At 61.3% G+C, this 24,640-nt stretch carries 29 protein-coding genes and 1 tRNA gene; 16 read left to right on the plus strand and 14 right to left on the minus strand.

Annotated elements, in window-relative coordinates:
* Positions 1 to 10 precede the first annotated feature (10 nt).
* The 4 genes from AC07XM_RS11620 (at position 11) to AC07XM_RS11635 (ending at position 4,372) form a co-directional block, all read left to right on the plus strand.
* A complete protein-coding gene (locus AC07XM_RS11620; RefSeq protein WP_016487977.1) occupies positions 11 to 763 on the plus strand; it encodes a maleate cis-trans isomerase family protein in 753 nt (250 codons plus the stop codon).
* Positions 764 to 777: 14 nt separating this feature from the next.
* Entirely contained in the window at positions 778 to 1,419 is a 642-nt protein-coding gene (locus tag AC07XM_RS11625; RefSeq protein ID WP_016487976.1) for an N-carbamoylsarcosine amidohydrolase, read from the plus strand.
* A gap of 207 nt (positions 1,420 to 1,626) precedes the next feature.
* Positions 1,627 to 2,940: an MFS transporter gene (locus AC07XM_RS11630; protein ID WP_016487975.1), complete on the plus strand. Its 1,314-nt coding sequence runs from the start codon at positions 1,627 to 1,629 to the stop codon at positions 2,938 to 2,940.
* A 139-nt stretch (positions 2,941 to 3,079) separates the two neighbouring features.
* Entirely contained in the window at positions 3,080 to 4,372 is a 1,293-nt protein-coding gene (locus AC07XM_RS11635; protein ID WP_016487974.1) for an OprD family porin, read from the plus strand.
* Positions 4,373 to 4,469: 97 nt separating this feature from the next.
* On the opposite strand, the gene AC07XM_RS11640 is transcribed toward AC07XM_RS11635, so the two are convergent.
* Positions 4,470 to 4,655 carry a hypothetical protein gene (locus AC07XM_RS11640; RefSeq protein WP_016487973.1) on the minus strand — a complete coding sequence of 62 codons (186 nt, stop codon included), beginning with the start codon at positions 4,653 to 4,655 and terminating at the stop codon, positions 4,470 to 4,472.
* Positions 4,656 to 5,432: 777 nt separating this feature from the next.
* On the opposite strand from AC07XM_RS11640, the gene AC07XM_RS11645 reads away from it, so the two are divergent.
* A complete protein-coding gene (locus AC07XM_RS11645; RefSeq protein ID WP_016487972.1) occupies positions 5,433 to 5,627 on the plus strand; it encodes a hypothetical protein in 195 nt (64 codons plus the stop codon).
* A gap of 131 nt (positions 5,628 to 5,758) precedes the next feature.
* On the opposite strand, the gene AC07XM_RS11650 is transcribed toward AC07XM_RS11645, so the two are convergent.
* Positions 5,759 to 6,664, minus strand: a complete 906-nt coding sequence (locus tag AC07XM_RS11650) for a LysR family transcriptional regulator (protein ID WP_016487971.1) — start codon at positions 6,662 to 6,664, stop codon at positions 5,759 to 5,761.
* 98 nt (positions 6,665 to 6,762) lie between these two features.
* Between AC07XM_RS11650 and AC07XM_RS11655 the strand changes: the two genes are divergently transcribed.
* Positions 6,763 to 7,524 (plus strand): sulfite exporter TauE/SafE family protein, encoded by a 762-nt coding sequence (locus tag AC07XM_RS11655; protein ID WP_060517156.1) that lies wholly within the window; start codon positions 6,763 to 6,765, stop codon positions 7,522 to 7,524.
* Here the strand turns inward: AC07XM_RS11655 and AC07XM_RS11660 are convergent.
* The 4 genes from AC07XM_RS11660 to AC07XM_RS11675 form a co-directional block, all read right to left on the minus strand.
* Positions 7,498 to 8,949 carry a GGDEF domain-containing protein gene (locus tag AC07XM_RS11660; protein ID WP_016487969.1) on the minus strand — a complete coding sequence of 484 codons (1,452 nt, stop codon included), beginning with the start codon at positions 8,947 to 8,949 and terminating at the stop codon, positions 7,498 to 7,500. The genes AC07XM_RS11655 and AC07XM_RS11660 overlap by 27 nt on opposite strands.
* 137 nt (positions 8,950 to 9,086) lie before the next feature.
* Positions 9,087 to 10,916 (minus strand): SLC13 family permease, encoded by a 1,830-nt coding sequence (locus AC07XM_RS11665; protein ID WP_016487968.1) that lies wholly within the window; start codon positions 10,914 to 10,916, stop codon positions 9,087 to 9,089.
* A 125-nt stretch (positions 10,917 to 11,041) separates the two neighbouring features.
* Complete coding sequence (locus AC07XM_RS11670) at positions 11,042 to 11,434, minus strand: glycine zipper domain-containing protein (protein ID WP_060517179.1); 393 nt, start codon at positions 11,432 to 11,434, stop codon at positions 11,042 to 11,044.
* Positions 11,435 to 11,507: 73 nt separating this feature from the next.
* Positions 11,508 to 11,693: a hypothetical protein gene (locus AC07XM_RS11675; RefSeq protein WP_016487966.1), complete on the minus strand. Its 186-nt coding sequence runs from the start codon at positions 11,691 to 11,693 to the stop codon at positions 11,508 to 11,510.
* A 224-nt stretch (positions 11,694 to 11,917) separates the two neighbouring features.
* Here AC07XM_RS11675 and AC07XM_RS11680 point away from each other — a divergent pair, with 224 nt between their 5' ends.
* On the plus strand, positions 11,918 to 13,078 hold the full coding sequence (locus tag AC07XM_RS11680; protein ID WP_016487965.1) for a GGDEF domain-containing protein: 1,161 nt from the start codon (positions 11,918 to 11,920) through the stop codon (positions 13,076 to 13,078).
* A gap of 1 nt (position 13,079) precedes the next feature.
* Here the strand turns inward: AC07XM_RS11680 and AC07XM_RS11685 are convergent, their stop codons facing one another.
* The gene (locus AC07XM_RS11685; protein WP_016487964.1) at positions 13,080 to 13,370 is read right to left on the minus strand and encodes an RcnB family protein; all 291 of its coding nucleotides are present in this window, start codon (positions 13,368 to 13,370) and stop codon (positions 13,080 to 13,082) included.
* Between the two features lie 116 nt (positions 13,371 to 13,486).
* Here AC07XM_RS11685 and AC07XM_RS11690 point away from each other — a divergent pair, with 116 nt between their 5' ends.
* Together AC07XM_RS11690 and AC07XM_RS11695 are read left to right on the plus strand one after the other, a co-directional pair.
* Positions 13,487 to 13,837 (plus strand): hypothetical protein, encoded by a 351-nt coding sequence (locus tag AC07XM_RS11690; RefSeq protein WP_016487963.1) that lies wholly within the window; start codon positions 13,487 to 13,489, stop codon positions 13,835 to 13,837.
* 167 nt (positions 13,838 to 14,004) lie between these two features.
* A complete protein-coding gene (locus AC07XM_RS11695; protein WP_095115579.1) occupies positions 14,005 to 14,826 on the plus strand; it encodes a class I SAM-dependent methyltransferase in 822 nt (273 codons plus the stop codon).
* Here the strand turns inward: AC07XM_RS11695 and AC07XM_RS11700 are convergent, their stop codons facing one another.
* The 4 genes from AC07XM_RS11700 to AC07XM_RS11715 all read right to left on the minus strand — a co-directional run bounded on the left by AC07XM_RS11700 (position 14,827) and on the right by AC07XM_RS11715 (position 18,000).
* The gene (locus AC07XM_RS11700; RefSeq protein WP_016487961.1) at positions 14,827 to 15,594 is read right to left on the minus strand and encodes an SDR family oxidoreductase; all 768 of its coding nucleotides are present in this window, start codon (positions 15,592 to 15,594) and stop codon (positions 14,827 to 14,829) included. It lies immediately after the preceding gene.
* Positions 15,595 to 15,630: 36 nt separating this feature from the next.
* Positions 15,631 to 16,698: a phosphotransferase family protein gene (locus tag AC07XM_RS11705; RefSeq protein ID WP_095115577.1), complete on the minus strand. Its 1,068-nt coding sequence runs from the start codon at positions 16,696 to 16,698 to the stop codon at positions 15,631 to 15,633.
* A gap of 217 nt (positions 16,699 to 16,915) precedes the next feature.
* Positions 16,916 to 17,233, minus strand: a complete 318-nt coding sequence (locus AC07XM_RS11710; RefSeq protein WP_016487959.1) for an SCP2 sterol-binding domain-containing protein — start codon at positions 17,231 to 17,233, stop codon at positions 16,916 to 16,918.
* 56 nt (positions 17,234 to 17,289) lie between these two features.
* The gene (locus AC07XM_RS11715) at positions 17,290 to 18,000 is read right to left on the minus strand and encodes a histidine phosphatase family protein (RefSeq protein ID WP_070086355.1); all 711 of its coding nucleotides are present in this window, start codon (positions 17,998 to 18,000) and stop codon (positions 17,290 to 17,292) included.
* A gap of 199 nt (positions 18,001 to 18,199) precedes the next feature.
* Here AC07XM_RS11715 and sohB point away from each other — a divergent pair, with 199 nt between their 5' ends.
* From sohB to AC07XM_RS11740, 5 genes are all read left to right on the plus strand, one after another.
* Entirely contained in the window at positions 18,200 to 19,219 is a 1,020-nt protein-coding gene (sohB, locus tag AC07XM_RS11720) for a protease SohB (protein WP_016487957.1), read from the plus strand.
* A 154-nt stretch (positions 19,220 to 19,373) separates the two neighbouring features.
* Positions 19,374 to 19,447, plus strand: a tRNA-Cys gene (locus tag AC07XM_RS11725).
* 529 nt (positions 19,448 to 19,976) lie between these two features.
* Positions 19,977 to 20,285, plus strand: a complete 309-nt coding sequence (locus AC07XM_RS11730) for a hypothetical protein (RefSeq protein WP_016487955.1) — start codon at positions 19,977 to 19,979, stop codon at positions 20,283 to 20,285.
* Between the two features lie 92 nt (positions 20,286 to 20,377).
* Positions 20,378 to 20,707, plus strand: coding sequence for a hypothetical protein (locus AC07XM_RS11735; protein ID WP_016487954.1), 330 nt, complete (start codon positions 20,378 to 20,380; stop codon positions 20,705 to 20,707).
* 86 nt (positions 20,708 to 20,793) lie between these two features.
* Positions 20,794 to 21,033 (plus strand): hypothetical protein, encoded by a 240-nt coding sequence (locus AC07XM_RS11740; RefSeq protein WP_016487953.1) that lies wholly within the window; start codon positions 20,794 to 20,796, stop codon positions 21,031 to 21,033.
* Between the two features lie 138 nt (positions 21,034 to 21,171).
* Here AC07XM_RS11740 and AC07XM_RS11745 read toward each other — a convergent pair whose 3' ends face one another.
* The 3 genes from AC07XM_RS11745 to AC07XM_RS11755 form a co-directional block, all read right to left on the minus strand.
* Complete coding sequence (locus AC07XM_RS11745) at positions 21,172 to 21,534, minus strand: YceK/YidQ family lipoprotein (protein WP_016487952.1); 363 nt, start codon at positions 21,532 to 21,534, stop codon at positions 21,172 to 21,174.
* A gap of 164 nt (positions 21,535 to 21,698) precedes the next feature.
* On the minus strand, positions 21,699 to 22,019 hold the full coding sequence (locus tag AC07XM_RS11750) for a hypothetical protein (RefSeq protein WP_016487951.1): 321 nt from the start codon (positions 22,017 to 22,019) through the stop codon (positions 21,699 to 21,701).
* A 28-nt stretch (positions 22,020 to 22,047) separates the two neighbouring features.
* Positions 22,048 to 22,767, minus strand: coding sequence for an SOS response-associated peptidase (locus AC07XM_RS11755; RefSeq protein WP_102689106.1), 720 nt, complete (start codon positions 22,765 to 22,767; stop codon positions 22,048 to 22,050).
* Positions 22,768 to 22,869: 102 nt separating this feature from the next.
* Between AC07XM_RS11755 and AC07XM_RS11760 the strand changes: the two genes are divergently transcribed.
* Together AC07XM_RS11760 and AC07XM_RS11765 are read left to right on the plus strand one after the other, a co-directional pair.
* A complete protein-coding gene (locus tag AC07XM_RS11760) occupies positions 22,870 to 23,298 on the plus strand; it encodes a LexA family protein (RefSeq protein WP_016487949.1) in 429 nt (142 codons plus the stop codon).
* The gene (locus AC07XM_RS11765; RefSeq protein WP_102689107.1) at positions 23,288 to 24,562 is read left to right on the plus strand and encodes a Y-family DNA polymerase; all 1,275 of its coding nucleotides are present in this window, start codon (positions 23,288 to 23,290) and stop codon (positions 24,560 to 24,562) included. The genes AC07XM_RS11760 and AC07XM_RS11765 overlap by 11 nt, the downstream gene beginning before the upstream one ends.
* The last annotated feature ends 78 nt before the right edge of the window (positions 24,563 to 24,640 follow it).

Consider the following 24,640-nt stretch of genomic DNA (forward strand, 5'->3'; position numbering starts at 1 on the left):
AGCACGAGACATGACCAAGCTATACCGCATCGGCCAGATCGTGCCGAGCTCGAACACCACGATGGAAACCGAAATCCCGGCGATGCTCAATGCCCGCCAGGCGATCCGCCCCGAGCGCTTCACCTTCCATTCCAGCCGCATGCGCATGAAGCAGGTGAAGAAGGAAGAGCTGGCCGCCATGGACGCCGAGTCCGACCGCTGCGCCGTGGAGCTGTCCGACGCCAAGGTCGATGTGCTGGGCTACGCGTGCCTGGTGGCGATCATGGCCATGGGCCTGGGCTATCACCGCCAATCGGAAAAGCGCTTGCGGCAGGCTACCGCCGACAATGACGCACTGGCACCGGTGATCACCAGCGCCGGGGCGCTGGTGGAGGCCTTGCATGTGATGAAGGCCAAGCGCATTGCCATCGTCGCGCCGTACATGAAGCCGTTGACCGAGCTGGTGGTGAACTATATCCGCGAGGAAGGCTTCGAGGTGCAGGACTGGCGCGCGCTGGAAATCCCTGACAACCTCGCCGTGGCCCGCCACGACCCGGCCAACCTGCCAGGCATCGTCGCCGGCATGAACCTTGAGGGCGTCGATGTGGTGGTGCTCTCGGCCTGCGTGCAGATGCAATCGCTGCCGGCCGTGGCCAAGGTTGAGGCGCAAACCGGCAAGCCGGTGGTGACCGCTGCCATCGCCACCACCTACGCCATGCTCAAGGCGCTGGACCTGGAGCCGGTCGTGCCGGGCGCCGGTGCCCTGCTGTCGGGCGCCTACTGAAATTGGGGACGGACATGAGCGACGCACAAAGCGCACGTGACAACTACCAGGGCGTGTGGGGCCAGCGCATCGGCTTTGGCCGCAAGCCGGCCCTGCTGATGATCGACTTCATGCAGGGCTACACCACCCCCGGCGCACCGCTGTACGCCCCGGGCGTGGTTGCGGCGGTCGAGCAGGCCGCCGGCCTGCTGGCGCTGGCCCGCGACTGCGGTACCCTGGTGGTGCATACCAACATCCGCTACCAGCCGCCGCATTTTGCTGACGGCGGCGTGTGGGTGCGCAAGGCGCCGGTGATGAAGGACATGGTCGAAGGCAACCCGCTGGCGGCGTTCTGCGAGGCCGTTGCGCCACAGGCAGGGGAGGTGGTGCTGAGCAAGCAGTACGCCAGTGCCTTCTTCGCCACCAGCCTGGCCCCGCTGCTGCATGCTCAAGGCGTGGATACCGTGGTGCTGGCCGGCTGCTCGACCAGCGGCTGCATCCGCGCAAGTGCGGTGGATGCCATGCAGCACGGGTTTCGAACCATCGTGGTGCGCGAGTGCGTCGGTGATCGCCACAACGACCCGCATGAAGCCAACCTGTTCGACATCGACAGCAAGTACGGCGATGTCGTCACCCGGCAGGACGCCATGCAGCAACTCAGGCACCTGGCCGGCTGAGTGCCGGGCAGCCCTTATCCATAACAATCAAGGAACGGTGCGGGAAGCCCGTCCATGACCGCCTGCTGTCCGGGCGGTCGCCCCGCAGGAGCACTCGGGGTCTTCAGGCGCTGCCCAGGCACGCCGCGTATAGTGCGCGGGGTGCCCGGCGCGTCGAACACTGCTGGCCTTAAAACAACCACAAAGTCGCCCGCCAGGAGACAGGAAATGCCAATTGCGAATGCAACCACGGTCCACAGTGACATCGACCATGGCACGAAAGCGCTGTACAGCAAGATCACCTGGAGGCTCATCCCCTTCCTGTGCTTCTGCTACCTCGCAGCTTATCTGGACCGCATCAATGTCGGCTTCGCCAAGCTGCAGATGCTCGAAGACCTGCAGTTCAGCACAGCGGCCTATGGCCTGGGTGCCGGGCTGTTCTTCGTCGGCTATATCATTTTCGAAGTGCCGAGCAACCTGATCCTGCAGCGCGTTGGCGCCAAGCTGTGGATCGCCCGCATCATGATCACCTGGGGCCTGCTGTCGGCCTGCACCATGTTCGTCAGCACCACCACGCAGTTCTACATCCTGCGTTTCCTGCTCGGCGCGGCCGAGGCCGGCTTCCTGCCGGGCGTGCTGTTCTACCTGACCATGTGGTACCCCACCTACCGGCGCGGGCGCATCATTGCCCTGTTCATGATCGGGCTGCCATTGTCGAGCGTGATCGGCGGGCCGATTTCTGGCTGGATCATGGGCAATTTCGACCAGGTGCATGGCCTGCACGGCTGGCAGTGGCTGTTTTTGCTGGAGGCGATCCCCAGCGTGCTGCTGGGCATCCTCACATTCTGGGCATTGCCCAACCACTTCCAGCAGGCCAAGTGGCTGTCGGCTGAAGACAAGGCCCAACTGGCGGCAGACCTGGCCGCCGACGATGCCGAGGGCAAGGACAGCAAGCACAGCTTCCGTGACGGCTTTTTCAACCTGAAGGTATGGATGCTGGGGGGCATCGACTTTTCGATTTTGCTCAGTGCCTACGCCATGGGGTTCTGGATGCCGACCTTCATCCGCGATGCGGGCGTCAGCGACACCTTCCACATCGGCTTGCTCACGGCCATTCCGAGCCTGGCCGCCCTGGCCGGCATGCTGATGATCGGGGCCAGCTCCGACCGCCACCGTGAGCGCCGTTGGCACATCATCGTGCCGTTCATCATTGGTGCAATTGCCATGGCCAGCAGCACCTTGTTCAGCCAGAACCTGGTGATGACCGTGGTGCTGTTCGCCATTGCCTCGGCAGCGATCATCGGCGCGGTGCCGGTGTTCTTCAGCCTGCCGGCCACCTTCCTTAAAGGTACTGCAGCCGCCACCGGCTTTGCCCTGGCCTGTTCGGTCGCCAACATCGCGGGCCTGGTGAGCAACTCACTGATGGGCGTGGTCACCGACCTTACCGGGACCTCGCACGCTGCCCTGTGGGTATTTGCCGGGTGCCTGATCCTCAGCTGCTTCCTGGTCATCGCCTTGCCGGCGAAGCTGGTCAACCGCTAGCGGCCCAGCGTTTCAAGCAACGGCAGGGCAGGCGGGCCGGGCGCCCGCCTGCCGCCCCCCCTCTCGCTGCAACCCCACGTGGGTGGCCATACATGGCCGCTGCGCCGGGTTGCTGTTGCCCGAATCCAGGAGTAGCCCCATGCAAGGTTTCACTGCACCGCGTTTTTCTTCGTCTGCGCGTCTGGCCGGCGGTTGTATTGCCGCCGCATTGTGTGCAGAGGCCTCGGCAGAAGAGGCCGGTTTTATCGAAGGTGCTCGCGCCACGCTGCAGGCGCGCAATTATTTCTTCAGCCGCGACTATGCCGATATCAAGGGTGCCAGCACCCAGTCGCGTACTCAGGAATGGGCGCAGGGTTTCATCCTCAATGCCAGTTCCGGTTATACCCAGGGCACCGTTGGCATCGGTGTGGATGTTATCGGCCTGCTCGGTTTCAAGCTCGACAGCAGCCCGGCGCATGCCAGGTCCGGGTTGCTGCCCAGCCTGGACAGCGGCAAGTCGGCGGACGAATACAGCCGGCTTGGGGCGGCGATCAAGTTCAAGGTGTCGCAAACCGAGCTGAAGGTGGGCGAGTTGATGCCCAACCTGCCTGTGCTGCTGTTCAGCGACTTGCGTCTGCTGCCGCCCACCTACCAGGGCGCGATGCTGGAGTCGCGCGAGTTTGCCGGGTTGACACTGAGTGCCGGCCAGTTCCGCTCCACCAGCCTGCGCGACTCCTCCAACAGCCAGAAGATGTACGCGCTGGTCAACGACCCGATCAACCCGGCGCGGCTGGCGCGTTTTACCAGCGACCGCTTCAACTACGTTGGCGCCGACTACGCCTTCAACGATAACCGCACCAGCGTTGGCCTGTGGCAGGCGCAGTTGGAGGATGTCTACCAGCAGCGGTTTTATAGCTTCAAGCACGCCGAGCCGGTCGGGGACTGGACGCTGGGGGTCAACGCCGGCTACTTCGATGCCCGCGAGGACGGGCGCAAGATCGCCGGCGATTATGACAACCATGCGTTGTTCAGCCTGTTCTCGGCCAAGACCGGCGGGCATACCTTTTACGCGGGCTACCAGCAGATCGGCGGCGAGGACGGTTTTATCCAGGTGGGAGCCAACACCAACCCGATGGGTAATACGCTGCCGACTTATGAGTTTTCCGCGCCGGGCGAACGCTCGTGGCAGGTGCGGCATGATTACAACTTCGTCGCCTTGGGCCTTCCGGGCCTGACGTCGACCCTGCGTTATGTGAAGGGGCGGGATGTGGACACCGGGCTGGGCTATGAAGGGCGTGACCGCGAGCGCGATCTGGACTTGGCCTACGTGGTACAGAGTGGGCCGCTGGCCGGCCTTGGGGTACGGGTGCGCAACGTGATGGCGCGCTCCAATTACCGGACCGACATCGACGAGAACCGGTTGATCCTCAGTTACACAGTCAAACTGTTCTGAAGTGATTGCCCGAGCTGCGCGCTTTTGCAGGAGCCGCGTTGTATCGCGACAGGGCTGCTCCTGCAAGGCTGGGCATACTTTGTGGGAGCAGCAGCGGTCACTGCAAGGTCACGGGCCTCAGGCTATCCGGCAACTGCCTGATAGCCGCCTCAATCCGTGCAATAGGGCCAGCGAGGCGGTCCGCTTCCTGGTCTTTGCCCTCACTTCTCAGGCGGTCACACTCAAGACGCAGATCGAGCAATTTTTTCTGTAGCTTCAGGGCCGAAGTGTTGAACGGGTCCATGCTTTTCTCACGCTGTAGGCTTCCGTGCCGTTGTAGGAAAAATGGACCGTAGCAGCTCGGATTTGCTGGAGAAACTGATGTTTCATACAGGTGATTCCCAGTGCCGCGATTCTTCCTACAGCGCAGAGTAAACAATCCTACAAACTACGTTTCAATTCATGTGCTCGCGATTGCGCTCAACTTCCCGCCCCAGCTGGGTGCATTCACCCTTCGAGGGGCAGGCCACCCGGCGTGGTTGCAATCGGAGCCTTTAGTCCTTTTTGAAATCTCATGTAGCAATTGTCGCCCTGCAGGTCAGTGACCATCGGCGCAAAAGCTTCAGCAACTGACCTCATAAGCGCTGCCCGCCCCGGTCGTTGAAAGTTTAAGCAATAAGCACCATGAAGAATCTGCACAGTGCATCTGATCCGCTTTTTTTCCACAAACCTGAATCTGTAACCGTATCAGCCCAAGCCTGACAATAAGCCCATTCCCGCATCAAAACTGTAGAGGTTCCAATGGGCAAGCTGGCGCTGTTCCTGGGTGGTTTTCTGCTGCTGACCATTCTGATTGGTATTCTTGGCACCATTCCGCCAAGCTGACTGCAACTGCGTTTTCCCTCCGCGGCCCGTCTATTTCAAGTGGCGGGCCCAATCCCTGACCAATTGGCCAGTATTCTCCCTTCCTGCACTGCTGGACCAGCGGTAGGTGCAAGTCATTCTCAAGTGCAAAAGCCTCGTGTAGTCTCCCGCCGCCGCTCATTCGGGCCGGTCATTTTGCCTTGGAGTCGATACATCAATGGAATACAAGAAAGGCACTTCAGCCGTGCTGGAGTGGCGTAGCCGTTTTCTTGCTGAAGGCACACTTGATGAGCAGGTTTATGACCAGGCACTGCGCGATGCCTTGCTGTTGGAGCAGGCTGGAGTGATCAGTACGTCGGAGTGGATCGAGCTGGTCAAGCTGGCAAACACCGCGTTGCTGGTTGTGCGATAAGTCGTTCTTTGCGTAGGGAAATCTGTCCACAAAAAACGTGGGTAGGTCTGTGGATAAAGTGCTGAAAGCCAAGCCCGCTGCGGTCTCTGTTAAATTGAGCAGAAATTGAACAGTCATTTCAGGGGGCTGTTTCAGCAGGCGAGGCCGGCGCGGCGCAACGCCGTCAGCAAGTCGCGCACCCGCGCTGGCAGCTCGCCGGCAGGGTACACGGCATGCATTTGCGGGTCCTGGCCGCTGCTGGAAGTCAGGCGGTAGTGCGGGCACACGCGCACCAGCCGTCCGGCCCTGACCTGCGCTTCGCCAACCCAGGCGGCCAGGCGGGCGATGCCTGCGCCGGCCAGGGTGCTGTGGTACACCGCGTCACCTGAGTCCAGGCGCAACCTGGGCCTTGGGCGCAGGCTGGTGATCTGGCCGTCGCGGTAAAAATGCCAGGCCTTGAGGATGCGCGGCGCGGTGTGCAGGATCAATGCATGCCCTTCGAGGTCTTCCGGTTGCTGTGGCGTGCCGGCCACGGCCAGGTACGCCGGGCTGGCATACAGATGGCGCTGGTAGGCCCACAGCGGGTAGCCGATCAGCTCGCTTGATTGCGGGAAGGCCCCACGCACCACGAAATCGAACTTGCCTTGCAGCGGGTCGAGGGTTTCGTCGCAGTACGTTATGTCCAGGGTCACCCCGGGGTGGCAGCGGGAGAACTCGGCAAGCACCTGTGGCAATACATGTTCACCCAGCAGTTGCGGTACGGCAAAGCGTATCCAGCCTTGGGCGCTGCCGCTGAGCGCGGCCAACGCGTCGGCAGCATCACGTTGCACATCCAGCAAACGTTCGGCATGGGGCAACAGGCGCTCGCCGGCTTCGGTGAGGGTTACGGCGTTGGCGTTGCGGTTGAGCAGCTTGCTGGCGGCGTTGTCTTCCAGGGTTTGTACCGCGCGGGTTACCGCACTGGGCGAGCGCCCCAGTGCACGTGCGGCGGCCACGAAGCTGCGCTTGTGGGCCACGCTGACGAACGCCTGGATTTCCCGCAACATGTCCAATGCCATTGCCTGCTCCTTGTTGCAGTTTTTGCAATATGGCATTTCAACACATGCGCGGCACTTTGATTAGCCTTGCAGGCGTCTTCACTGCCTGGAACCGCGTCATGATGGATATTGCTGTGCTTTCTGTGTTCGCCTTTGCCGCTGGGCTGATCGACGCCGCAGTGGGGGGCGGGGGGCTGATCCAGATCCCGGCCTTGTTCAACGTGCTGCCTACCGCGCAACCAGCGGCCTTGCTCGGCACCAACAAGCTGGCGTCGGTCTGCGGGACGGCCTTCGCGGCGCGCTCGTTCATTCGCAAGGTGACGCTGGATTGGGGGCTTATCGTGCCAGCGGCGCTCAGCGCCTTTGTCATGTCGTTCGCTGGGGCTGCCACGGTCTCACTGGTACCGCCCAGTGTGATGCGCCCGGCAGTGCTGGTGCTGATCGTGCTGATGGCCATCTATACCTTCTGCAAGAAGGATTTCGGCACCCTGCACAAGCCCGCGCAGATCGGCCGCAAGGAGCAATGCCTGGCGGTGCTGATCGGCGGTGCGATCGGCTTTTACGATGGCCTGTTCGGTCCAGGCACCGGCAGCTTCCTGATCTTTCTGTTCATCCGCTTCTTTGCGTTGGACTTCCTGCACGCTTCGGCCTCGGCCAAGGTGGTGAACATTGCCACCAACCTCGCGGCGCTGGTGTTCTTCGTGCCCTCGGGCAACGTGCTGTATGCCATTGCCCTGCCCATGGCTGCGTGCAATGTGCTGGGGGCCCTTACCGGCACCTGGCTGGCGGTACGCAAGGGCGCAGGCTTTGTGCGCGGGCTGTTCCTGATACTGCTGTGCGTGTTGATCGCCAAGCTATCGTGGGACTTGCTGGTTGCGTGACTCAGCCACCTGGCGCTGTGCTTCGGCCTGCTCGACGCGGTTGCGGCCATGGGCCTTGGCCCGGTACAGCGCCTGGTCGGCACTTGCCAGCAACGCGTCCAGGCTGGGGGCCGGGATATTGGCGTCGCAGCCGGCCAGGCCGATACTCACGGTGATCTGCAGGCGCTGGTCGGCCTGCACCACGTGCAGGTCCTGTATGGCACGGCGCAGGCGTTCGGCGGTGAACTTGGCACGTTCAGGCGCAAGCCCCGGGAGGATGACGACGAACTCCTCGCCGCCCAGCCGCGCGAGCAGTTCATCGTTGTGCAACTGGTCCTGCAGGGTGCTGGCAAACTGGCGCAGCACCTGGTCACCGACCCCGTGGCCATGGGCATCGTTGATCGATTTGAAGTGGTCGATATCCAGCATCATCAGGGTTAGCGGCAGCGCCTGGGCATGCTGCTGGCGGCTGTCCAGCAATGCGTTGGCGCGGCGGGTGAAGGCACTGCGGGTGAGCACGCCGGTAAGGTGGTCGATGGTGGCCTGATGCGCCAGGCGCGCCATCAGGCTGCGGTTGGCCTGGCTGACACAGGCCACCACCAGCGGGCCGAGCACCAGCATCGCAATGCCCAGGCGCGCCGACATCAGCGTGGTCACACCGGGCTCGCTTTGCGGCACGCTGAAGTGCATGAGGTTTTGCGCCACCGCCACAATCAAGGTACTGCCAGCGGTAAGTGTCAGCAGCGAAACCATGAACGGCGAGTAGGTCCACGCACACCACAGCAAGGCGGCAATCGGGAAGGCAATGGCACCGGGGCCGCCAAAGGCAATGCTGACCGCCAGCGAGGCCAGCAGCATCAGCAGGGGCGCCAGGCGGATGGCTTGGGCGCCACCCCGCACCAAAGCCCGCGCCGAGGGTGCTGTAAGCAGCACCGGCAGTACCAGCACGCTGGTCGAAAACTGTTCGCTGAACCAGGCGAGCCAGGTGGCACGCAGGGATTGCTCGAACCACGGTGCGGCCATGACCGCTGCCATGCTGGCCGCCACCATGGCGGCGGCGGCACAGGCGGCAAACACGCTGAGTACGCCGTGCGGGGTGCGCATGCGCCGGTGCAGCCGCGGCAAACGCGATAGCAACTGCCAGAGGGTAACCACCACGCCAAGATTGCACAGGTTGAACCACAGGGCCGGCACCCAGGCACTGCCACACAGCAGGTCGGCACCGACCATGGCCAGCCAGACCAGGCTGAAGCCGGTCAGCGTGGCCTGGCGCGGGTAGCGCAGCAGCACGCCGGCCAACACAGCATTCACTGGCCAGAACAGCGACAGCGATTCGATCGGGCGTGCCAGGATACCGCCCAGGGTGAGGGCAAAGGTCAGGCAAAACAGAACGACATAAGGCAACAAGCGCGATTGGGCTGGAAAAACCATGAACTCGACCGGCAAGCGGAAACGAAATCCAGGACAACGCCTTGAAGCACCTGGGGCAATAGCCCGCAGTGTGTTTCGTCAGGCCACTTGATGTCAATCTGCCGCGATCGGTCGAGATAATGTCAAATTGCCTTTAGTCTATAGCGCTTTTCTCATAGCCCGAAGAACCACGGCACCATCACGACGGTGACCAACATCACCAGCACGGTGAAGGGCACGCCAATTTTGACGAAATCAGCGAAGCGGTATTGCCCCGGGCCCAGCACCAGTGTGTTGACCGGCGATGACACCGGCGTCATGAACGCCGCCGATGCGGCCAGCGCCACGGTCATGGCAAACGGGTAGGGCGACATGCCCAGCTGCGCTGCGGTGCTGACAGCCACGGGTGCCATCAGTACCGCAGTGGCCGTGTTGGAAATGAACAGGCCGATCACCGCTGTAACGGCGAACAGGCAGGCAAGAATGGCACTGGGGCCGGCACCACCCAGTACGCTTACCAGCCCACCCACCGCCAAATCGATGCCACCGGTTTTCTGCAGTGCCTGGGCGAATGGCAGCATGCCGACGATCAGCACCAGGCTTTGCCAATGAATGGCCTTATAAGCGCTGTTCATGTCGATACAGCGGCCGGCCCCCATCAGCAGGCAACCGATCAGCGCCGCGATGACATTGGGCACGGCACCGCTGACCATCAGCCCGACCATTACCGCCAGGCTAAGCAATGCCTGCGGCGCGCGGGTGCGGGCTGGCGCGACCTGATCGATCTCGGCGGGCAGGCTCAATACCAGAAAGTCTTTGGGCTGGCTTTGCAACTGGCGTACCGCCTTCCACGGGCCGACCACCAGCAGGGTATCGCCGAGGCGCAGTTTTTCGTCTACCAGTTGCTCCTCGATTGCCGCCTGTTCGCGGCGCAGGCCGACCACGTTGAGGCCGAAGCGGGTGCGGAAGGCCAGTTCGAGAACGCTCTTGCCGATCAACTGCGAGCCCGGCGGCAGCGAGACCTCGGCCATGCCCAGCTCCTGGGACTGGTCGATGAAATAGGCCGCCTTGAAGTGCAGGGGCTCCAGTTGCATGGTCTGGCACAGGCTGCGCAGGTTGTCGCGGTTGGCGAACAGGTCGAGCAGCAGCACATCGCCCTGGTGCAGTACGGTGTTGGAGTCGGCGCCGATCACCCGTGTGGTGAACTTGTGCTGGCGCTCGATGCCGATCACGTTGGCGCCGTGCCGGGTGCGCAACTCCAGCTCGCCGAGGGTATGGCCGATCAGCGGTGAATCAGGGCGTATGCGCAGGCGCCGTTCACGGCCGTTGAGCTTGTAGTCCAGCACCAGGTCCAGCAGTGTCCGGCGGGTTTCCACGCGGCCGTCCTTGCGCACTTCGCCGTTCAGCCAGTGCCGGGTCAGCAGCATGTAGCCGATCCCCAGCACCAGCACCACCAGGCCGAAAGGGGTAAAGCTGAAGAAACTGAAGCCCGCTTCGCCATTGCGCACCAGCTCGCTGTGCACCACCACGTTGGGCGGTGTGGCCACCAGGCTGAGCATGCCACTGATCAGCCCGGCAAATGCCAGTGGCATCATCAGACGGCTGGGCGACAGCTGCAGGCGCGCGGCAATGCTCAGCACTACCGGGATGAAAATGGCCACCACACCGGTGGAGCTCATCATCGACCCCAGCCCGGCCACGGCCACCATCAGCAGCACCAGCAGACGTGTTTCGCTATTGCCGGCCCGCTCGCTCATCCATTCGCCGATGCGGTAGGCAATGCCGGTGCGCACCAGGCCTTCGCCGATCACGAACAGGGCGGCGATCAGTACCACGTTGGGGTCGCTGAAGCCGGCCAGGGCCTGCTCAACGGTGAGGATGCCGAGTAGGGGCAGGGCGAGGATCACCATCAGCGCGACCACGTCCATGCGTGGGCGATTGATGATGAACAGGGTAACGACGATGGCCAGCAGGCCGAGGACCCAGAGCAGATCTTGGTTCATGGGGAGGGGGTGTTCCTTCACACGGGGCACGATAGACAGTAGCAGCCAGTGTGCCAGTTCGTGATGAAGGGGGTGTTGATGTGCTGCAACAAAAAGGGCCGCTATACGGCCCTTGAGTCAGGTAATCAGTGACGGTGACGGCGGTGCTTTTTGCTGCCGCGGTTGTCGTCACCCAGGTGGTTGCCGAGGGCCCCACCGGCTGCGCCGCCCAGGCCAGCACCGACCGTGGAGCCAGTCTTGCCGCCCACCGCGCCGCCTAGCAGCGAGCCGCCAGCCGAGCCCAGGCCACCGCCGATGGCGGCTTCGGTACGATTGCCCTTGCGTGCACCTACCGCGCTGCCGGCTGCGCCGCCCACGCCAGCACCGATGGCCGCGCCGGCCTTGCCGCCGAGTTGTTGACCAACAACGTTACCCAGCACACCACCCAGGCCACCGCCAATGGCGGCAGTACCGTCGCCGGCGAAAGCGCCCTGGCACAGCAGCAGGCCGAGGGCTAGGGAAGGCAGAGTCAGACGCATGATACGAACCTCAAAGGAATCATCAGGTTAAGGTGCCGCGCAACGGGCGGCAGGTCAGGGGTGCAAAGACGCTTCAGCGGTAGTCGCGGTCACCGCGGTACTGACGATTGTCATCGTCATCGCGGTCATGCCGATGGTGGTGGCGATGGCCACGGTCGCGGTCACGCCAGCCATCGTCGTCATCATGGTAGCGATGGCTGTGACAGCCTGCGGTCAGCAGGACTGCAGCAATCAGCGAAAGGCTTGCAAGGCGGGTCATCACGATATAGGTCCTTGATCCGCAAAGGTTTACGGGGCACTTGCTGAGACTGGGAATGATCCATTTGGTTTCCCGGGCAGGCAAAAATTTGTCGCGCCAGTGATGGGCGGCGTGCTTGCAGGCTGTTGTTCTGTCCCATTCGGTCATGGTCGAGTGCGCCATGGCCCTCTAGACTGTGGGGTAAGCCGCAGCGAAGACGGCAATCTGCCACTCGGTGAATCACGATGATCGCCCACACCCCCACGTTGTTTGCCGCCGTTGCCTTGGTCGCAACCATTCTGGCTTTCTGCCTGTTGCTGGTGGGGCGTAGCAACCGCCGTGACAACCTGCTGCTAACGGGTTGCGGGCTGCTGGTGCATGCCCTGGCTTATGTCTGCTACACCGTCTATGCCCAGGCCCCGCTGTGGGTCAGCTATGGTCTGGGCAACAGCTTGCTGTCGCTGGCCCTGGCGTTCTACACCGCCAGCTTGTTCCGGGTGCGTGAGCAGGTGGTGCCCTGGCGTGTCATCTTCGTCATTCCTGCCTGCATGCTGGGGGGGCTGGTGCTGCTGCTCGATACGCTGGAGCCGCGCATGCTGCTGGCGACGCTGGTATTGATGCTGCAGTGCTCGATGATCCTTTACTGGGCGTGGCGCCATGCCGAACGGCCGGGCAGGGCCCACCTGCTGCTGCAGATCGGTGCGCTGATCAGCCTGGTCGGCCTGGGTATGCGTGTGGTGGCGGTGGCCAATGGCACGGCAGTGGAAATGCGTTATGACACCAGCAACCTCAAGCAGAGCATTTCCGTGGCAATCGGCACGGCGACGGTAATGATGTATTCGATCGGGCTGGTGCTGATGGCCAAGGAGCGTAGCGAGTCCCGCTTGCAGCACCTGGCCCTGCACGATGTGCTGACCGGCACATTCAACCGCAGGGCGATCCTGGACCGGTTTGCGGTGGAACTGGACCGTGCTCGCCAGCAACAGGCCAGCCTGGCCGTGGCAATGATCGACATCGACCATTTCAAACGCATCAACGACCTGTATGGGCACCTGGCTGGCGACGAAGTGCTGTGCCATTGCGTGCGCCAGTTGCAGCAGCGGCTGCGTCAGGGTGACAGCCTGGGCCGTTATGGTGGTGAGGAATTCCTGCTGTTGTTGCCGGGCACTGACCGCAGCGGGGCGATGGCTGCGCTGCAAGGCCTGCGCGAGGCTATTGCGCGCAGCCCGGCCCGTTTTGCCGATGACCAGATCGAACTGCGCTTCAGCGTGGGCCTGTGGTGTGGCGTACCAGGTCCCAAAGATAGCACCGCCAACCTGCTGGCCCAGGCGGATGCCGCGCTGTACCAGGCCAAGGCCGCCGGGCGCAACACGGTGCACATGGCGGCATTGATCCAGGCGGGTTGAATCAGGACGCCGGCTGGATCGCCAGTACTACACCGTTGGTGATCTGCACCAGCACGTAGTGCTCGCCCATGCGTACCCAATGGCTTTCTTTCTCGGGGGCGGGCAGGCCTTTGGCTTTCCAGTCCTTGATGGCCTGCTCGTCACGTTTGTACTGGTCCGGTGCCTTGTCGCCCACTTCAAGCGTGCGGTTGTGGGTTTCCGGGGCGGTGATGCTTTCTTCGCTGGAGGGCGCGGCGCTGACGGCCAGGGGCAGGCAGGGCAGGGCGGCAAGTAGCAGATAGTGAAGCTTCATGTGGTGCTCCTTATGGCGGCGTACCTTATCTGCGACAGCGGCATGTGCGTGACAATTCACTCGCAATGCCCGCGAGTGCTAGAGTCGCATCTTTTTCGATACCCTGAGGATGGAACATGCGTGCGATTTTGCCGATGGCCGCGGCGCTGATGCTGGTCGGTTGTGCTTCTGCGACCATGGAGACGGCCCGCGGCGGCAAGCCGACTGCGCAGCTCGATTCAAGCAAGGCGCCGGAGCTGGTGGCGCAGTGTATCCAGTTCAGCTGGCAGGAAGAGAAGGTGTTCGGCGATGATGCCAGTGGCTACCTGCAACCGCGCAAGCAGGGCGGGTTCACCGTGTATACCCGTGAGGCAGAGGCGTTTGTGGATGTCTATCCACAGGCAGGCGGGGCTCGGGTGGATTACTACGCACAGAAAAACGACGGCGTGGCGCTGCAGCGCCGGGCAGCGGCGGCGACCTGTTTGTAAAGGCCGCAGCCTGTATTGGCTTCATCGCCGGCCTGTAGGGGCGGCCAGTGCAGTCCAGTTATTGCTCAGTGGGTGCTTTGCGGGCTTTACAATTTTTAGCAAGGCAGTGGTGTCTTAGAGGGGCAGGTGGCGGCTAGCATGAACCGTTACCACTCAAGGAAGGCACCATGGACCGTTCACTGCAACTCAACCGCAGCAGTTGGGACGAACGCGCCCCGCTGCACGCTGCCTCGAAGGACTACGAAGTCGAGACTCTCGTCCAGCGCCCTGGGCACCTGTCCGAAACCGTGCGCTTCGATTTGCCTTTGCTCGGCGACATCAATGGGCTGAGGACCGTCCACCTGCAGTGCCACATTGGCACCGACACCCTATCGCTGGCGCGCCTTGGCGCCAAGGTCTGCGGCCTGGACTATTCCGCGGCTTCGCTGGCCGAGGCACGGGTACTGGCCGAGCGTTGTGCGGTGGCCATCGAGTATGTCGAGTCTGACGTCTATGCCGCCGACACGGTACTGCCGGCAGGCACGTTCGACCTGGTCTACACCGGTATCGGCGCGCTGTGCTGGTTACCCCGCATCGAGCCGTGGGCGCGTGCGGTCGCGGCGCTGCTGAAACCGGGCGGGCGGTTATTCCTGCGCGATGGGCACCCGATGCTGATGGCCGTCAATGAAGACCACCAGGACCGCCTGCAGCTCGAATACCCGTACTTCGAGCACGAAGCCCCGACGGTGTGGCACAACGACCAGACCTATGTCGAGACTGAAGAGCGCCTTGCCCACACTGAAACCCACGAATGGAACCACGGCTTGGGTGAAGTGGTTACTGCCTTGCTGGCGCATGGGCTGCAACTGACGGTGCTGGTCGAGCACCAGAGCATCCCTTGGGAGGCCCTACCGGGGCAGATGGTCAAGGGCAGCGATGGCGAGTATCGCTTGCGCGAGCAGCCTGCACGCCTGCCCCTGAGCTACAGCTTGGTGGCGGTCAAGGCCTGATCAGGAAAGGAACCCGCCGTCGACGTTGAGTGCCGTGCCAGTGGTGTAGCTGGACGCATCGCTGGCCAGGTACAACACCGCGCCGGCCATTTCCTTGGGGTCGGCTACGCGCTTGAGTGGGATCTGCTGCAGTGCGGCGTTCAGGATGGCATCGTTTTTCACCAGTGCAGAGGCAAACTTGGTGTCGGTCAGGCCCGGCAGCAGGGCGTTGCAGCGAATGCCGAACTGGGCGCACTCCTTGGCGAAGACCTTGGTCATGTTGATGACTGCCGCCTTGGTCACCGAATAGATGCCCTGGAAGTGGCCGGGGGACACACCGTTGATGGATGCCACGTTGATGATGCTGCCACCGCCATGCTCGCGCATCAGCTTGCCGGCTTCTACCGACATGAAGAAGTAACCGCGGATGTTCACGTCCACGGTCTTCTGGAAGGCATGCGGATCGGTGTCCAGCACGTTGCAGAACTGCGGGTTGGTGGCGGCGTTGTTGACCAGGATGTCCAGGCGCCCGAATTGTTCGCGGATGCCGGCGAACACCTGCTGGATCTGTTCCAGCTCTCCAATGTGGCAGGCCACCGCCGTCGCCTTGCCACCTGCCGCGATGATCGCCTCGGCCACCTGCTGGCAACCGTCGAGCTTGCGGCTGGAAACGATCACATGTGCACCTTGCTGGGCCAACAGGTGGGCGATGGCTTCGCCAATGCCGCGGCTGGCGCCGGAAACGAAGGCAATCTTGCCGTCGAGGTCGAACAGGTGGGTCTTGGACATGCTGTTTTCCTTGTTATCCGTCGTCGTGGGCGTTGCTCAGAGGCTGGACCTGGCAATGACCTGCAAGGTCATCTGCTCGAGCAAGCGGTTCATGTGGATGAACTGGGCGAAACGCTTGTCCTGGGTCTGGCCGTGGTAGTAGCGGTAGTAGATCTGCTGGACGATGCCGGCCAGGCGGAACAGGCCATAGCAATAGTAGTAATCGAAGTTGTCCAGCGTGATGCCTGCGCGTGCCGCGTAGTAATCCACGAACTGGCGGCGGGTGAGCATGCCCGGCGCGTTGCTCGGCTGGCGGCGCATCAGTTGCACCGGCGCCGGGTCGTCGGCTTCGATCCAGTAGGCCAGGCTGTTGCCCAGGTCCATCAGCGGGTCGCCCAGGGTGGCCATTTCCCAGTCCAGCACACCGATGATGCGCATAGGGTTGTCGGCGTCGAGGATCACGTTGTCGAAGCGGTAATCGTTGTGCACGATGGCGGGCTTCGGGTGGTCGGCAGGCATTTTTTCGTGCAACCAGGTGGTCACCTTTTCCCAGCGCGGGGCATCCGGGGTCAGGGCTTTCTTGTAGCGGCTGGTCCAGCCCTCGATCTGGCGCTGTACATAGCCTTCCGGCTTGCCCAGGTCGGCCAGGCCACAGGCGTTGTAGTCCACCTGGTGCAACTCGACCAGGCGGTCGATAAAGCTTTTGCACAGGGCCTCGGTGCGGCTGGCGTCAAGGTTCAGCCCGGCAGGGATGTCCGAGCGCAGGATGATGCCCTTGACCCGTTCCATGACGTAGAACTCACCGCCAATCAGGCTGCTGTCGGTGCAGTGCACATACGCCTTGGGGCAGAAGGGGAAGCCGCTGTTCAACTGGTTGAGTATGCGGAACTCGCGGCCCATGTCGTGGGCCGACTTGGCCTTTTGCCCGAATGGCGGGCGGCGCAGCACAAAGTCCCGGCCCGGGTAGCTGACCAGGTAGGTGAGGTTGGAGGCCCCTCCTGGAAACTGGCTGATGCGCGGCAGGCCGTCCAGGTCGGGGATGTTGGCCTTGAGGTAAGGGTCGATGACGGCCGCGTCGAGTTCTTCGCCGGGGCGTACCTGGGTGGACTGGTCGGTGAGCGTCATGCGTTTTCCTTATTTTCGATCCCAAGGACTATTGGCTAATCTAATGGCCTGCCGGCGCTGGAACAAGCGTGCCAGGTGCCATATAGGTGAGGGTGTTGCTGGTTGATCAACTGCCCTTATGTCAACGACCAACGTGCCAGCGCAGGCTTTGGGGCAGGCAAAAAAAAACCGAAGCCGCCAAGGCTTCGGTCTTTCGATCATCCGGTGTACCCAGCCCTCAGGACGGGAACAGCTCGCTGAGCTTCATCGACAGCATCATGTCGCCTTCAACGCGCAGCTTGCCGCCCATGAAGGCCTGCATGCCATCGGTTTCACCGCTGACGATGCCCTTCAGGGTTTCGCTGTCCATCACCAGTGTGCAGTTGGCGTCCGGGTTTTCGCCTTCCTGCAGGTCGCAGGTGCCGTCTTTGACGATCAGCGCGTATTGCTTGCCTTCGTCGGTGATGTTGAAGCCGAACACCAGGTCCAGGCCGGCGGCAGCGGATGGGTTGAACTTCTCTTGCATCTTTTTGACGGCATCAGCTACGGAGGTCATGGCGCATTCCTTATAGAGTTATTTACACGTCCCCGCAGGGACACAACAAGCCGGGCTCATCGATAGGTGACAAGCTCCGGTACCTTCAACAGCTGCACATGGGCCTGGCTGTTGAAGGAGGCCAGTGCCACGTCGCGGCCGCGGAACTTCAGCTGGCTGAGCGACGTGTTGATGATTTGCCAGTTCAGCGCGAACGCCTGGCTGGGGGTAATACGGGTAACCAGGTGCAGCAGGGCGGCAATGGTGCCGCCCGAAGTGAAGATGGCGACATTGTCACCGCTGCCGGCGGTATCGAGCACGCGCTCCAGGCCACCTTGTACACGACGAGTGAAAGCCTGCCAGCTTTCCAGGCCATCGTCCGCCTGTTCGCCCGCGTGCCAGCGCTGCACCATCAATGCGAACAGGCGCTGGAATTCGCTGCGATGCTGCGCAGCATTGCGCAGTATATGCAGGGCATCGGGCTCTTCTGGCAGCAGCCCAGGCAACAGGGCGCGGATGACGCCATCGGCATCGAACTCATTGAACGCCGCGTCGGTCTCAACAGCCGGCACCTGGCAGCCGCTGGCATGCAAGGCCTGCAGGGCCAGGCGCGCGGTATCCTGCTGGCGGCGCAGGTCGCCTGCCACGCAACGGTCCAGCCGTACACCCAACTGGGCCAGGTGCTCACCCAGCGCGTGGCTCTGGCGCACGCCCACGGGCGAGAGGACGTCGTAGTCATCAGCACCGAAAGAGGCTTGGCCATGTCGGATCAGGTAGAGGTTGCCCACGAAAGGTTCCGGCCTGTTTGGAGGTTGCTGCGAGGTTAGGATGCAGCACACGGGCTGTCAACGAAAAAACATACAAGCGTTTGAAAAGGTTGTTTGAAAGGTGTTGCCAGCGTTTACACCAGCTGGCAGCACCTTTGGCGCAGCGGTATGCTTGCAACAGTTAACGCGCCGCCTTGGCGCAGGTATTTAAGGAGTCAACGTGGAGTTTCTTGCCGAATACGCAAGCTTTCTCGCCAAAACCGCCACCCTGGTCATCGCCATCCTCGTGGTGCTGTCGGCTATCGCCGGGTTGCGCAGCAAGGGGCGGCGCAAACCGGGTGGGCAACTGCAGGTCACCCGCCTGAACGAATTCTACAAGGACCTGCGCGAGCGCCTGGAGTCCGGCCTGCTCGACAAGGCTCAGCTCAAGGCTTTGCGCAAGCAGCAGGCCAAGGCGGAAAAACAGCAGAAGAAAGGCAAGGCCGAGGAAAAGGGCCGGGTTTTCGTGCTGGACTTCGATGGCGATATCAAAGCCTCTGCCACCGAAAGCCTGCGCAACGAAATCACCGCGCTGCTAACCCTCGCCACCCCGCGTGACGAAGTGGTGCTACGCCTGGAAAGCGGTGGTGGCCTGGTACACAGCTACGGCTTGGCGGCGTCGCAACTGGCGCGCATTCGTCAAGCGGGCATACCGCTGACCGTATGCATCGACAAAGTGGCCGCCAGCGGTGGTTACATGATGGCCTGTATCGGCGAGAAAATCATCAGTGCGCCATTTGCCGTACTGGGTTCGATCGGGGTGGTGGCGCAGCTGCCCAACGTCAACCGCCTGCTGAAAAAACACGATATCGACTTCGAAGTGCTGACCGCCGGCGAGTACAAGCGCACCCTGACCGTGTTTGGCGAGAACACTGACAAGGGCCGGGAGAAGTTTCAGGAAGACCTGGACGTTACCCACCAGTTGTTCAAGGACTTTGTTGCCCGCTATCGCCCGCAACTGCACATTGACGAAGTGGCCACAGGCGAAGTCTGGCTGGGCGTGGCAGCACTCAACCGCCAGCTGGTGGACGAACTGCAGACCAGCGACGAGTACCTTAGCGCCCGCGCGCGCAACGCCAACCTGTTCCACCTGCACTATGCCGAACGCAAGAGCCTGCAAGAGCGAATCGGCATGGCGGCGAGTGGTGCGGTGGAGAACACAGTGGTGGGCTTGTGGAGTAAACTCGGCCGCCTGCGCTAACACCTTGAACCCGTTGAAATTTTTTTTCGTTCAGGGGGTTGCAAGGTTAAAAGAATGAAGACATAATGGCGCCCATCGAAACGCAGCAAACTTTGAAAAAGGTTCAGCGTTTCAAGGAGATAGCAAAGCGCAAGCAGCTAGATCCGACCTTTGAGGCCGAGTAGCAAAGTGGTTATGCTCCGGATTGCAAATCCGTCTACGCCGGTTCGATTCCGACCTCGGCCTCCACCATTCGAAAGCCCCGCAGATTAACGTCTGCGGGGTTTTTATTTGCGCCTAAAAAAAGCCGCACCGTTTCCGGATCCTGTGCCCGCTGCGCTGCGCGGTGATTGATCCGGGACTGCCCCCCCCCCGCTGAACATCTCCATCAATCCCGCGAGCGCGTCGAAAGGCTCGACCTCTGAGATCCGCGCGACCTTGGCGCTGTTCATCCAGTGGCCGCGCTTAATCCAGATGCCGCAGTTCTGGATTGTCCCGTAGCGTCGTCGATGACTTGGCCAGCCCCAGTGATCGCCTTATAAATCTGCAAACACGCCTGCGGCATCCGCAACCGGAACCCTGGCAATATCGATTTCAGATCGCGTTGGCATGAAATCCTGAACCATCAGAGCGGTGCTGCTGCTGGAGGGGGCAGCGGAAAAAAATGAGCTTTTGTTCGCGGTCGGTGGTCAAGCTAGTTGGATAGGCCTAATTACAAATGAAGGGGTCTGCCAATCCTGGTTACATCAACCACCCACCGGCGATGACGGAGAGCTATATGCGAATGAGGGGCCACGTGTACTGGGCTTGGGCTGACCCGGCGTTGCACCACCAAAGTCATGAAGAAACACTGAGTGACGGCACTCGCATTGACGTTCAGGTGAGGCGTTGCCGACCTGGCGGGACGCAGATTTTCTTGGGGGTTTATGCTTGGTCAGGGATGGCGTTGTACGAAGAGGCATTCAACTCTCGGCCTGGCGAGTCGATGACCAGGGCGCTGGCATGGGGCGTGGGCCTGGCTCGCCGCGTGGCGATTGAAGGGGTGGCAATGGGCGCCATCACTGGTTCAACCGAAAAGCAGTTGTAAAAAAATGTAACGCAGAGCTTCTGCAGTGGATTCGGTGGAACAGCTGTGTATGCTGTCCCACCAGTCAAGAATTTGAGCTCAAGGTCCTTTCCATGCGCAATCGCGGCAAAGTCTACTGGGAGTGGGCCAATCCTGAGATGTATTTTCGGAACTACGATGAGCGCCTGACCTGCGGCACTTTAATCAACATCCAGGCGCGGCTCTCGCCTGAAAACGCTACTCAACTTTTCTTGGGTATCTATGGAGAAAAAGGCGTGCTCTTGCTTGAAGAGATTCACCCAAACTGCTGTGGCCAAAAACCGTCTGTAGCGATTGCTTGGGCGATCGAGCGTGCTCACGGCTGGGTCGCACAGGCGTTTCCGGCGCCAAAAGCACCAGGGCCTGAACCCCTTCCCCGCAGAGGTTCGCGTCTTCACAGATAACGATGCCGGGAAAACGGAACGCTCCTCAGATCGCATCAGTCGTATCTCTATCAGACGCGCATCAAGGCGCCCAGTTGGAGAAAGTGATGAGCCTTCAGTCCACCAGTCATGACCTTTACGTGCATTCCTATCTCGGTTACCAGGCATCGATTTACGTGCTGTGGGAGTCGAGCGTTGAATTTCCAACCGGGATGTTGGTTGAAGTAGGGAAGCCAGGTGCAACGGCGCGAACCCTGCGTGTGAGCCGCCCATTCTCCTCTTCGACAGAAGCCATTCTCGAAGGGAAGGTTATGGCGGAACAGTACGTGGAAAGTCAGAAAAGTTGAGTTTGGCCTGGCAGGCGCGTTCGCCGAGGTCGGTGATCGGGTGGCGCAGCGCGGTACATGCTGCACAACCCGCGTGTACCCCAGCTAGCCGCGCCTGCGTCGCGCAGGCCCTGAGCGATTACAGCCCCGAGATCACTATCAGTTCGACGGCCCAGGCTGATCCGATGGCTGACTCATCTGTGGGCTGAAGCTTGGTATCACCATATTGCCGAGCTTGTATTGCTGATAGCTGGTGTAGGGCAGAACCAGCGTATCAGCCACGCCCGACGCAGCCATATCTACCAGAATTTGATAGGGGTCTGAATGTACTCCCGTTCTTTCAGGTCCAGTCAAGTTGCAAAACTGGTAGGCGACCCCGCTATACATCCGGGGGATAGCGGGGCAATAAGAATTCCATTCAGCCAGGTCGCCCATGGCCTTTGATTCACTGGAAACGGTGCGTACCGTCCCACAACCGCCAAGCATCATGAGCAGCGCCAATCCCGTCCACAGCTGTTTCATCAGACCATCTCCTTGGTGATGGCCGGATAATAGCGCATTAATGAATGCCCCCGCGTCGTGCGGGTTTGGCCAAGACTCGCGGTAGCGATTGCCCCCTGCTTCACCGAATCGCACAGCTCACTCTGCAGGGGGCACAGGCTTGCGCCAGACAACCTTGGTGACGCCTAAAGCTTGTATTGAATGGTGTAGGACGCATCGGTTCTGGGCTCTATCAGAATAGGTATGCCGAAGAGCTTCCCTTGGCAATCACTGACAATACCGCGATACACCGCCCCCTGCCGGAGCTGGGCCCACAAGCCTTCGTCATGTATCGCGATACGCAATACATGATTGTTCGGGTCTTCTCTAACCTGAGCAACATGGTAATCCAGGTCGCATCCGAACTCAGCACTGGTAAATTCTGGATCGTAGCCGATCAGCACTCCGTGCCTTTTCAGATCGTCACGGATACGCTCAATCACGTCGTCTGCTTCTTGTTTTAGCATGATCGTTCTCTCGCGGTGTTTCACCTTGTCAAAACTCTAGCTGACCCTGATGGTTTTCGCCGTCTATTACCGCAATCAACGATTCCCCCTCATTCCTGACATTGCCCACCGCCTTGCCTACCGGATACCAACGAAAATCCTCAGCCGGCCTGCAACCCGCTGTAACAATTGCTGCCGCGCGCGCCGGAGATGTTGCCGGGTCCAGCCATTCTTTGGCGGTCTCCGGTTTGAGTACCAAAGGCTTTCTGTCATGTATGTCGATGAGCCCCTGGTCCGCCGCTGCGGTTATGATGACAAAGCCATCGCTCTCATTGGGCTCCATGCCCTGGTGCACTTCAGCGAGCGCTGCGAAGTAGAGCGGCCCTCCATCAGCGCTTGTGATGTAGTAAGGCTGCTTGCGCTTCGGGTCCGCGGGGTCGGCTACCCACTCGAACCATCCGTTTGCCGGCGCCAGCGCTCTGCCACCTGGCCACAGGCCTTTGAAAAATTTCCCCGTTACCACCGTTTCCGCCCGAGCATTGATCGGGTCGGGCCTTTTTCCCTTTGCCCAGAATGGCGACCATCCCCACTTGACCCGATCCACGCTGAGCGCGCCTTCTATCTGACGTATCACCTCCACCCGGGTCGACGGCGCCACGTTGTAGCGACTGATGGACGCGTGGTCGTAGCCATTGATTACCACCAGATCCAGCGATAGCTGGCGCAGGTAGTGGTCCATCGACTCGTACATCGAATACCGTCCGCACATTTTCCACCTCTCGCCCGTCAGAAATTTCGCTGGCCAGGATTGACCGTGCACCTGATGCCAGATTTACTGTATATACATACAGTCTGTACTGGGCCTTTCATCATGACCATCACGTTATTGGGTGCGCCAGCCGGCGGCACCGAACCACTACCGCTCTATTCATTCCACGTTCCGGCCGGCTTCCCGTCGCCTGCTGCAGACCATCTGGAAGGCCATATTTCCCTCGATGAGTTATTCGACCTCCGTGCACCCCATGTGTATCTGGTGAAAGTGGAGGGGGACAGCATGCAAGGGGCGGGGATCTATTCAGGTGACATCGTCATCGTAGACCGCGGCCGTGAAGCCGGGCACGGCGATGTGGTGATTGCCGCCGTCAATAGTGAACCGGTCTGCAAGCGCCTTTACCGTCGCGACGGCGTGGTGATCCTGAAGTCAGAAAACCCCGCCTATCCGCCACGCTATGTCATGGAAGGCGACGAGCTCGTCATCTGGGGCGTGGTTCGATACAGCGTTCGCGATCATGCGCAGTGACCCGGTATTTGCACTGATCGATTGCAACTCGTTTTACGCGAGCTGCGAGCGGGTATTTCGGCCGGATCTGACCAAGACCCCTATCGTGGTGCTGAGCAACAACGATGGCTGCGTGATCGCCAGGTCATACGACGCCAAGCCATACGTGAAGATGGGTGAACCGTACTTCCAGGCGAGGGACAAGCTGCGTCGGCACGGCATCATGGCCTTCAGCAGTAATTACGCGCTGTACGGCGACATGAGCGAGCGTGTCATGTCCCTGATCGAATCGATGGTGCCTGACACTGAGGTCTACAGCATCGATGAATGCTTCGCCGATCTGTCGGGTATTCAGGAAAACCTGACCCAGTTCGGACGCAAGCTGCGGGCCAGGATCTTCCAGTGCACCAGTATCCCCGTGGGGGTCGGCATCGCTGGCACAAAGACGCTCGCCAAGCTGGCCAATCATACGGCGAAGCGCCTGCATGCGCAGACGGGCGGGGTGGTCGACATTACCGATCCGTTCAAGCGCGATTGGGTGCTGCGCAACACCGACGTGAAGGAGGTGTGGGGCATTGGCCGGCGAATGACCGCCCACCTCGAGGCAATGGGCATTCATACGGCGATGGACCTGGCCAAGGCTGACGCCCGCACGCTTCGGCAGAAATTCAGTGTGATCGTGGAGAAGACTGCCCGCGAGCTGGCGGGCACGCCGTGCCTGGAGCTGGACGAGGCCGAACCCCCTAAACAGGAAATCTGCTGTAGCCGGATGTTCGGCAAGCGGCTGACAGAGCTTGCGCCCATCCAGCAGGCAGTGGCCACTTACGTTGGCCGAGCAGCGGAGAAGCTCCGGGTTCAGGGCTCAGTGTGCAAGCGCATGCGTGTGAGCATTCGCACCGGCATGTTCAACCCGGATGAGGCGCACCACGCACAAGGCGCGCTGGTGGAGCTGCCATACCCAACCTGCGACACGCTGCTGATGACCCGACTGGCTACCGACGCGGTCGGGCAGGTCTTCAGGCCAGGGTTTCGCTACAGCAAGGCAGAGGTGCTGCTGATGGACCTGCGGCAACCAGATGAATTTTCAGGGGACTTGTTTGCGCCCAGGCAATCGGTGGCATGTCACCGATTGATGCAGATGATGGATGACATCAACCAGCGCTGGGGGCGAGGGACAATGCGAGCCGCCAGCGTGCCGGCAACACCGGACTGGGGCATGAGGAGAGAGATGATGAGCCAATCCTATACCACGCGGATTGATCAGCTGTGGACGGTCAAATGTTGAACCTGTCATCGGCTTGGCCCCGTCTGCTTCCCCTTCCATAGGCGTGTGGTGTACAGAAGAGGGGGACCGGCGGAGGAG

The sequence above is a fragment of the Pseudomonas sp. GW460-LB5 genome, assembly GCF_059423245.1.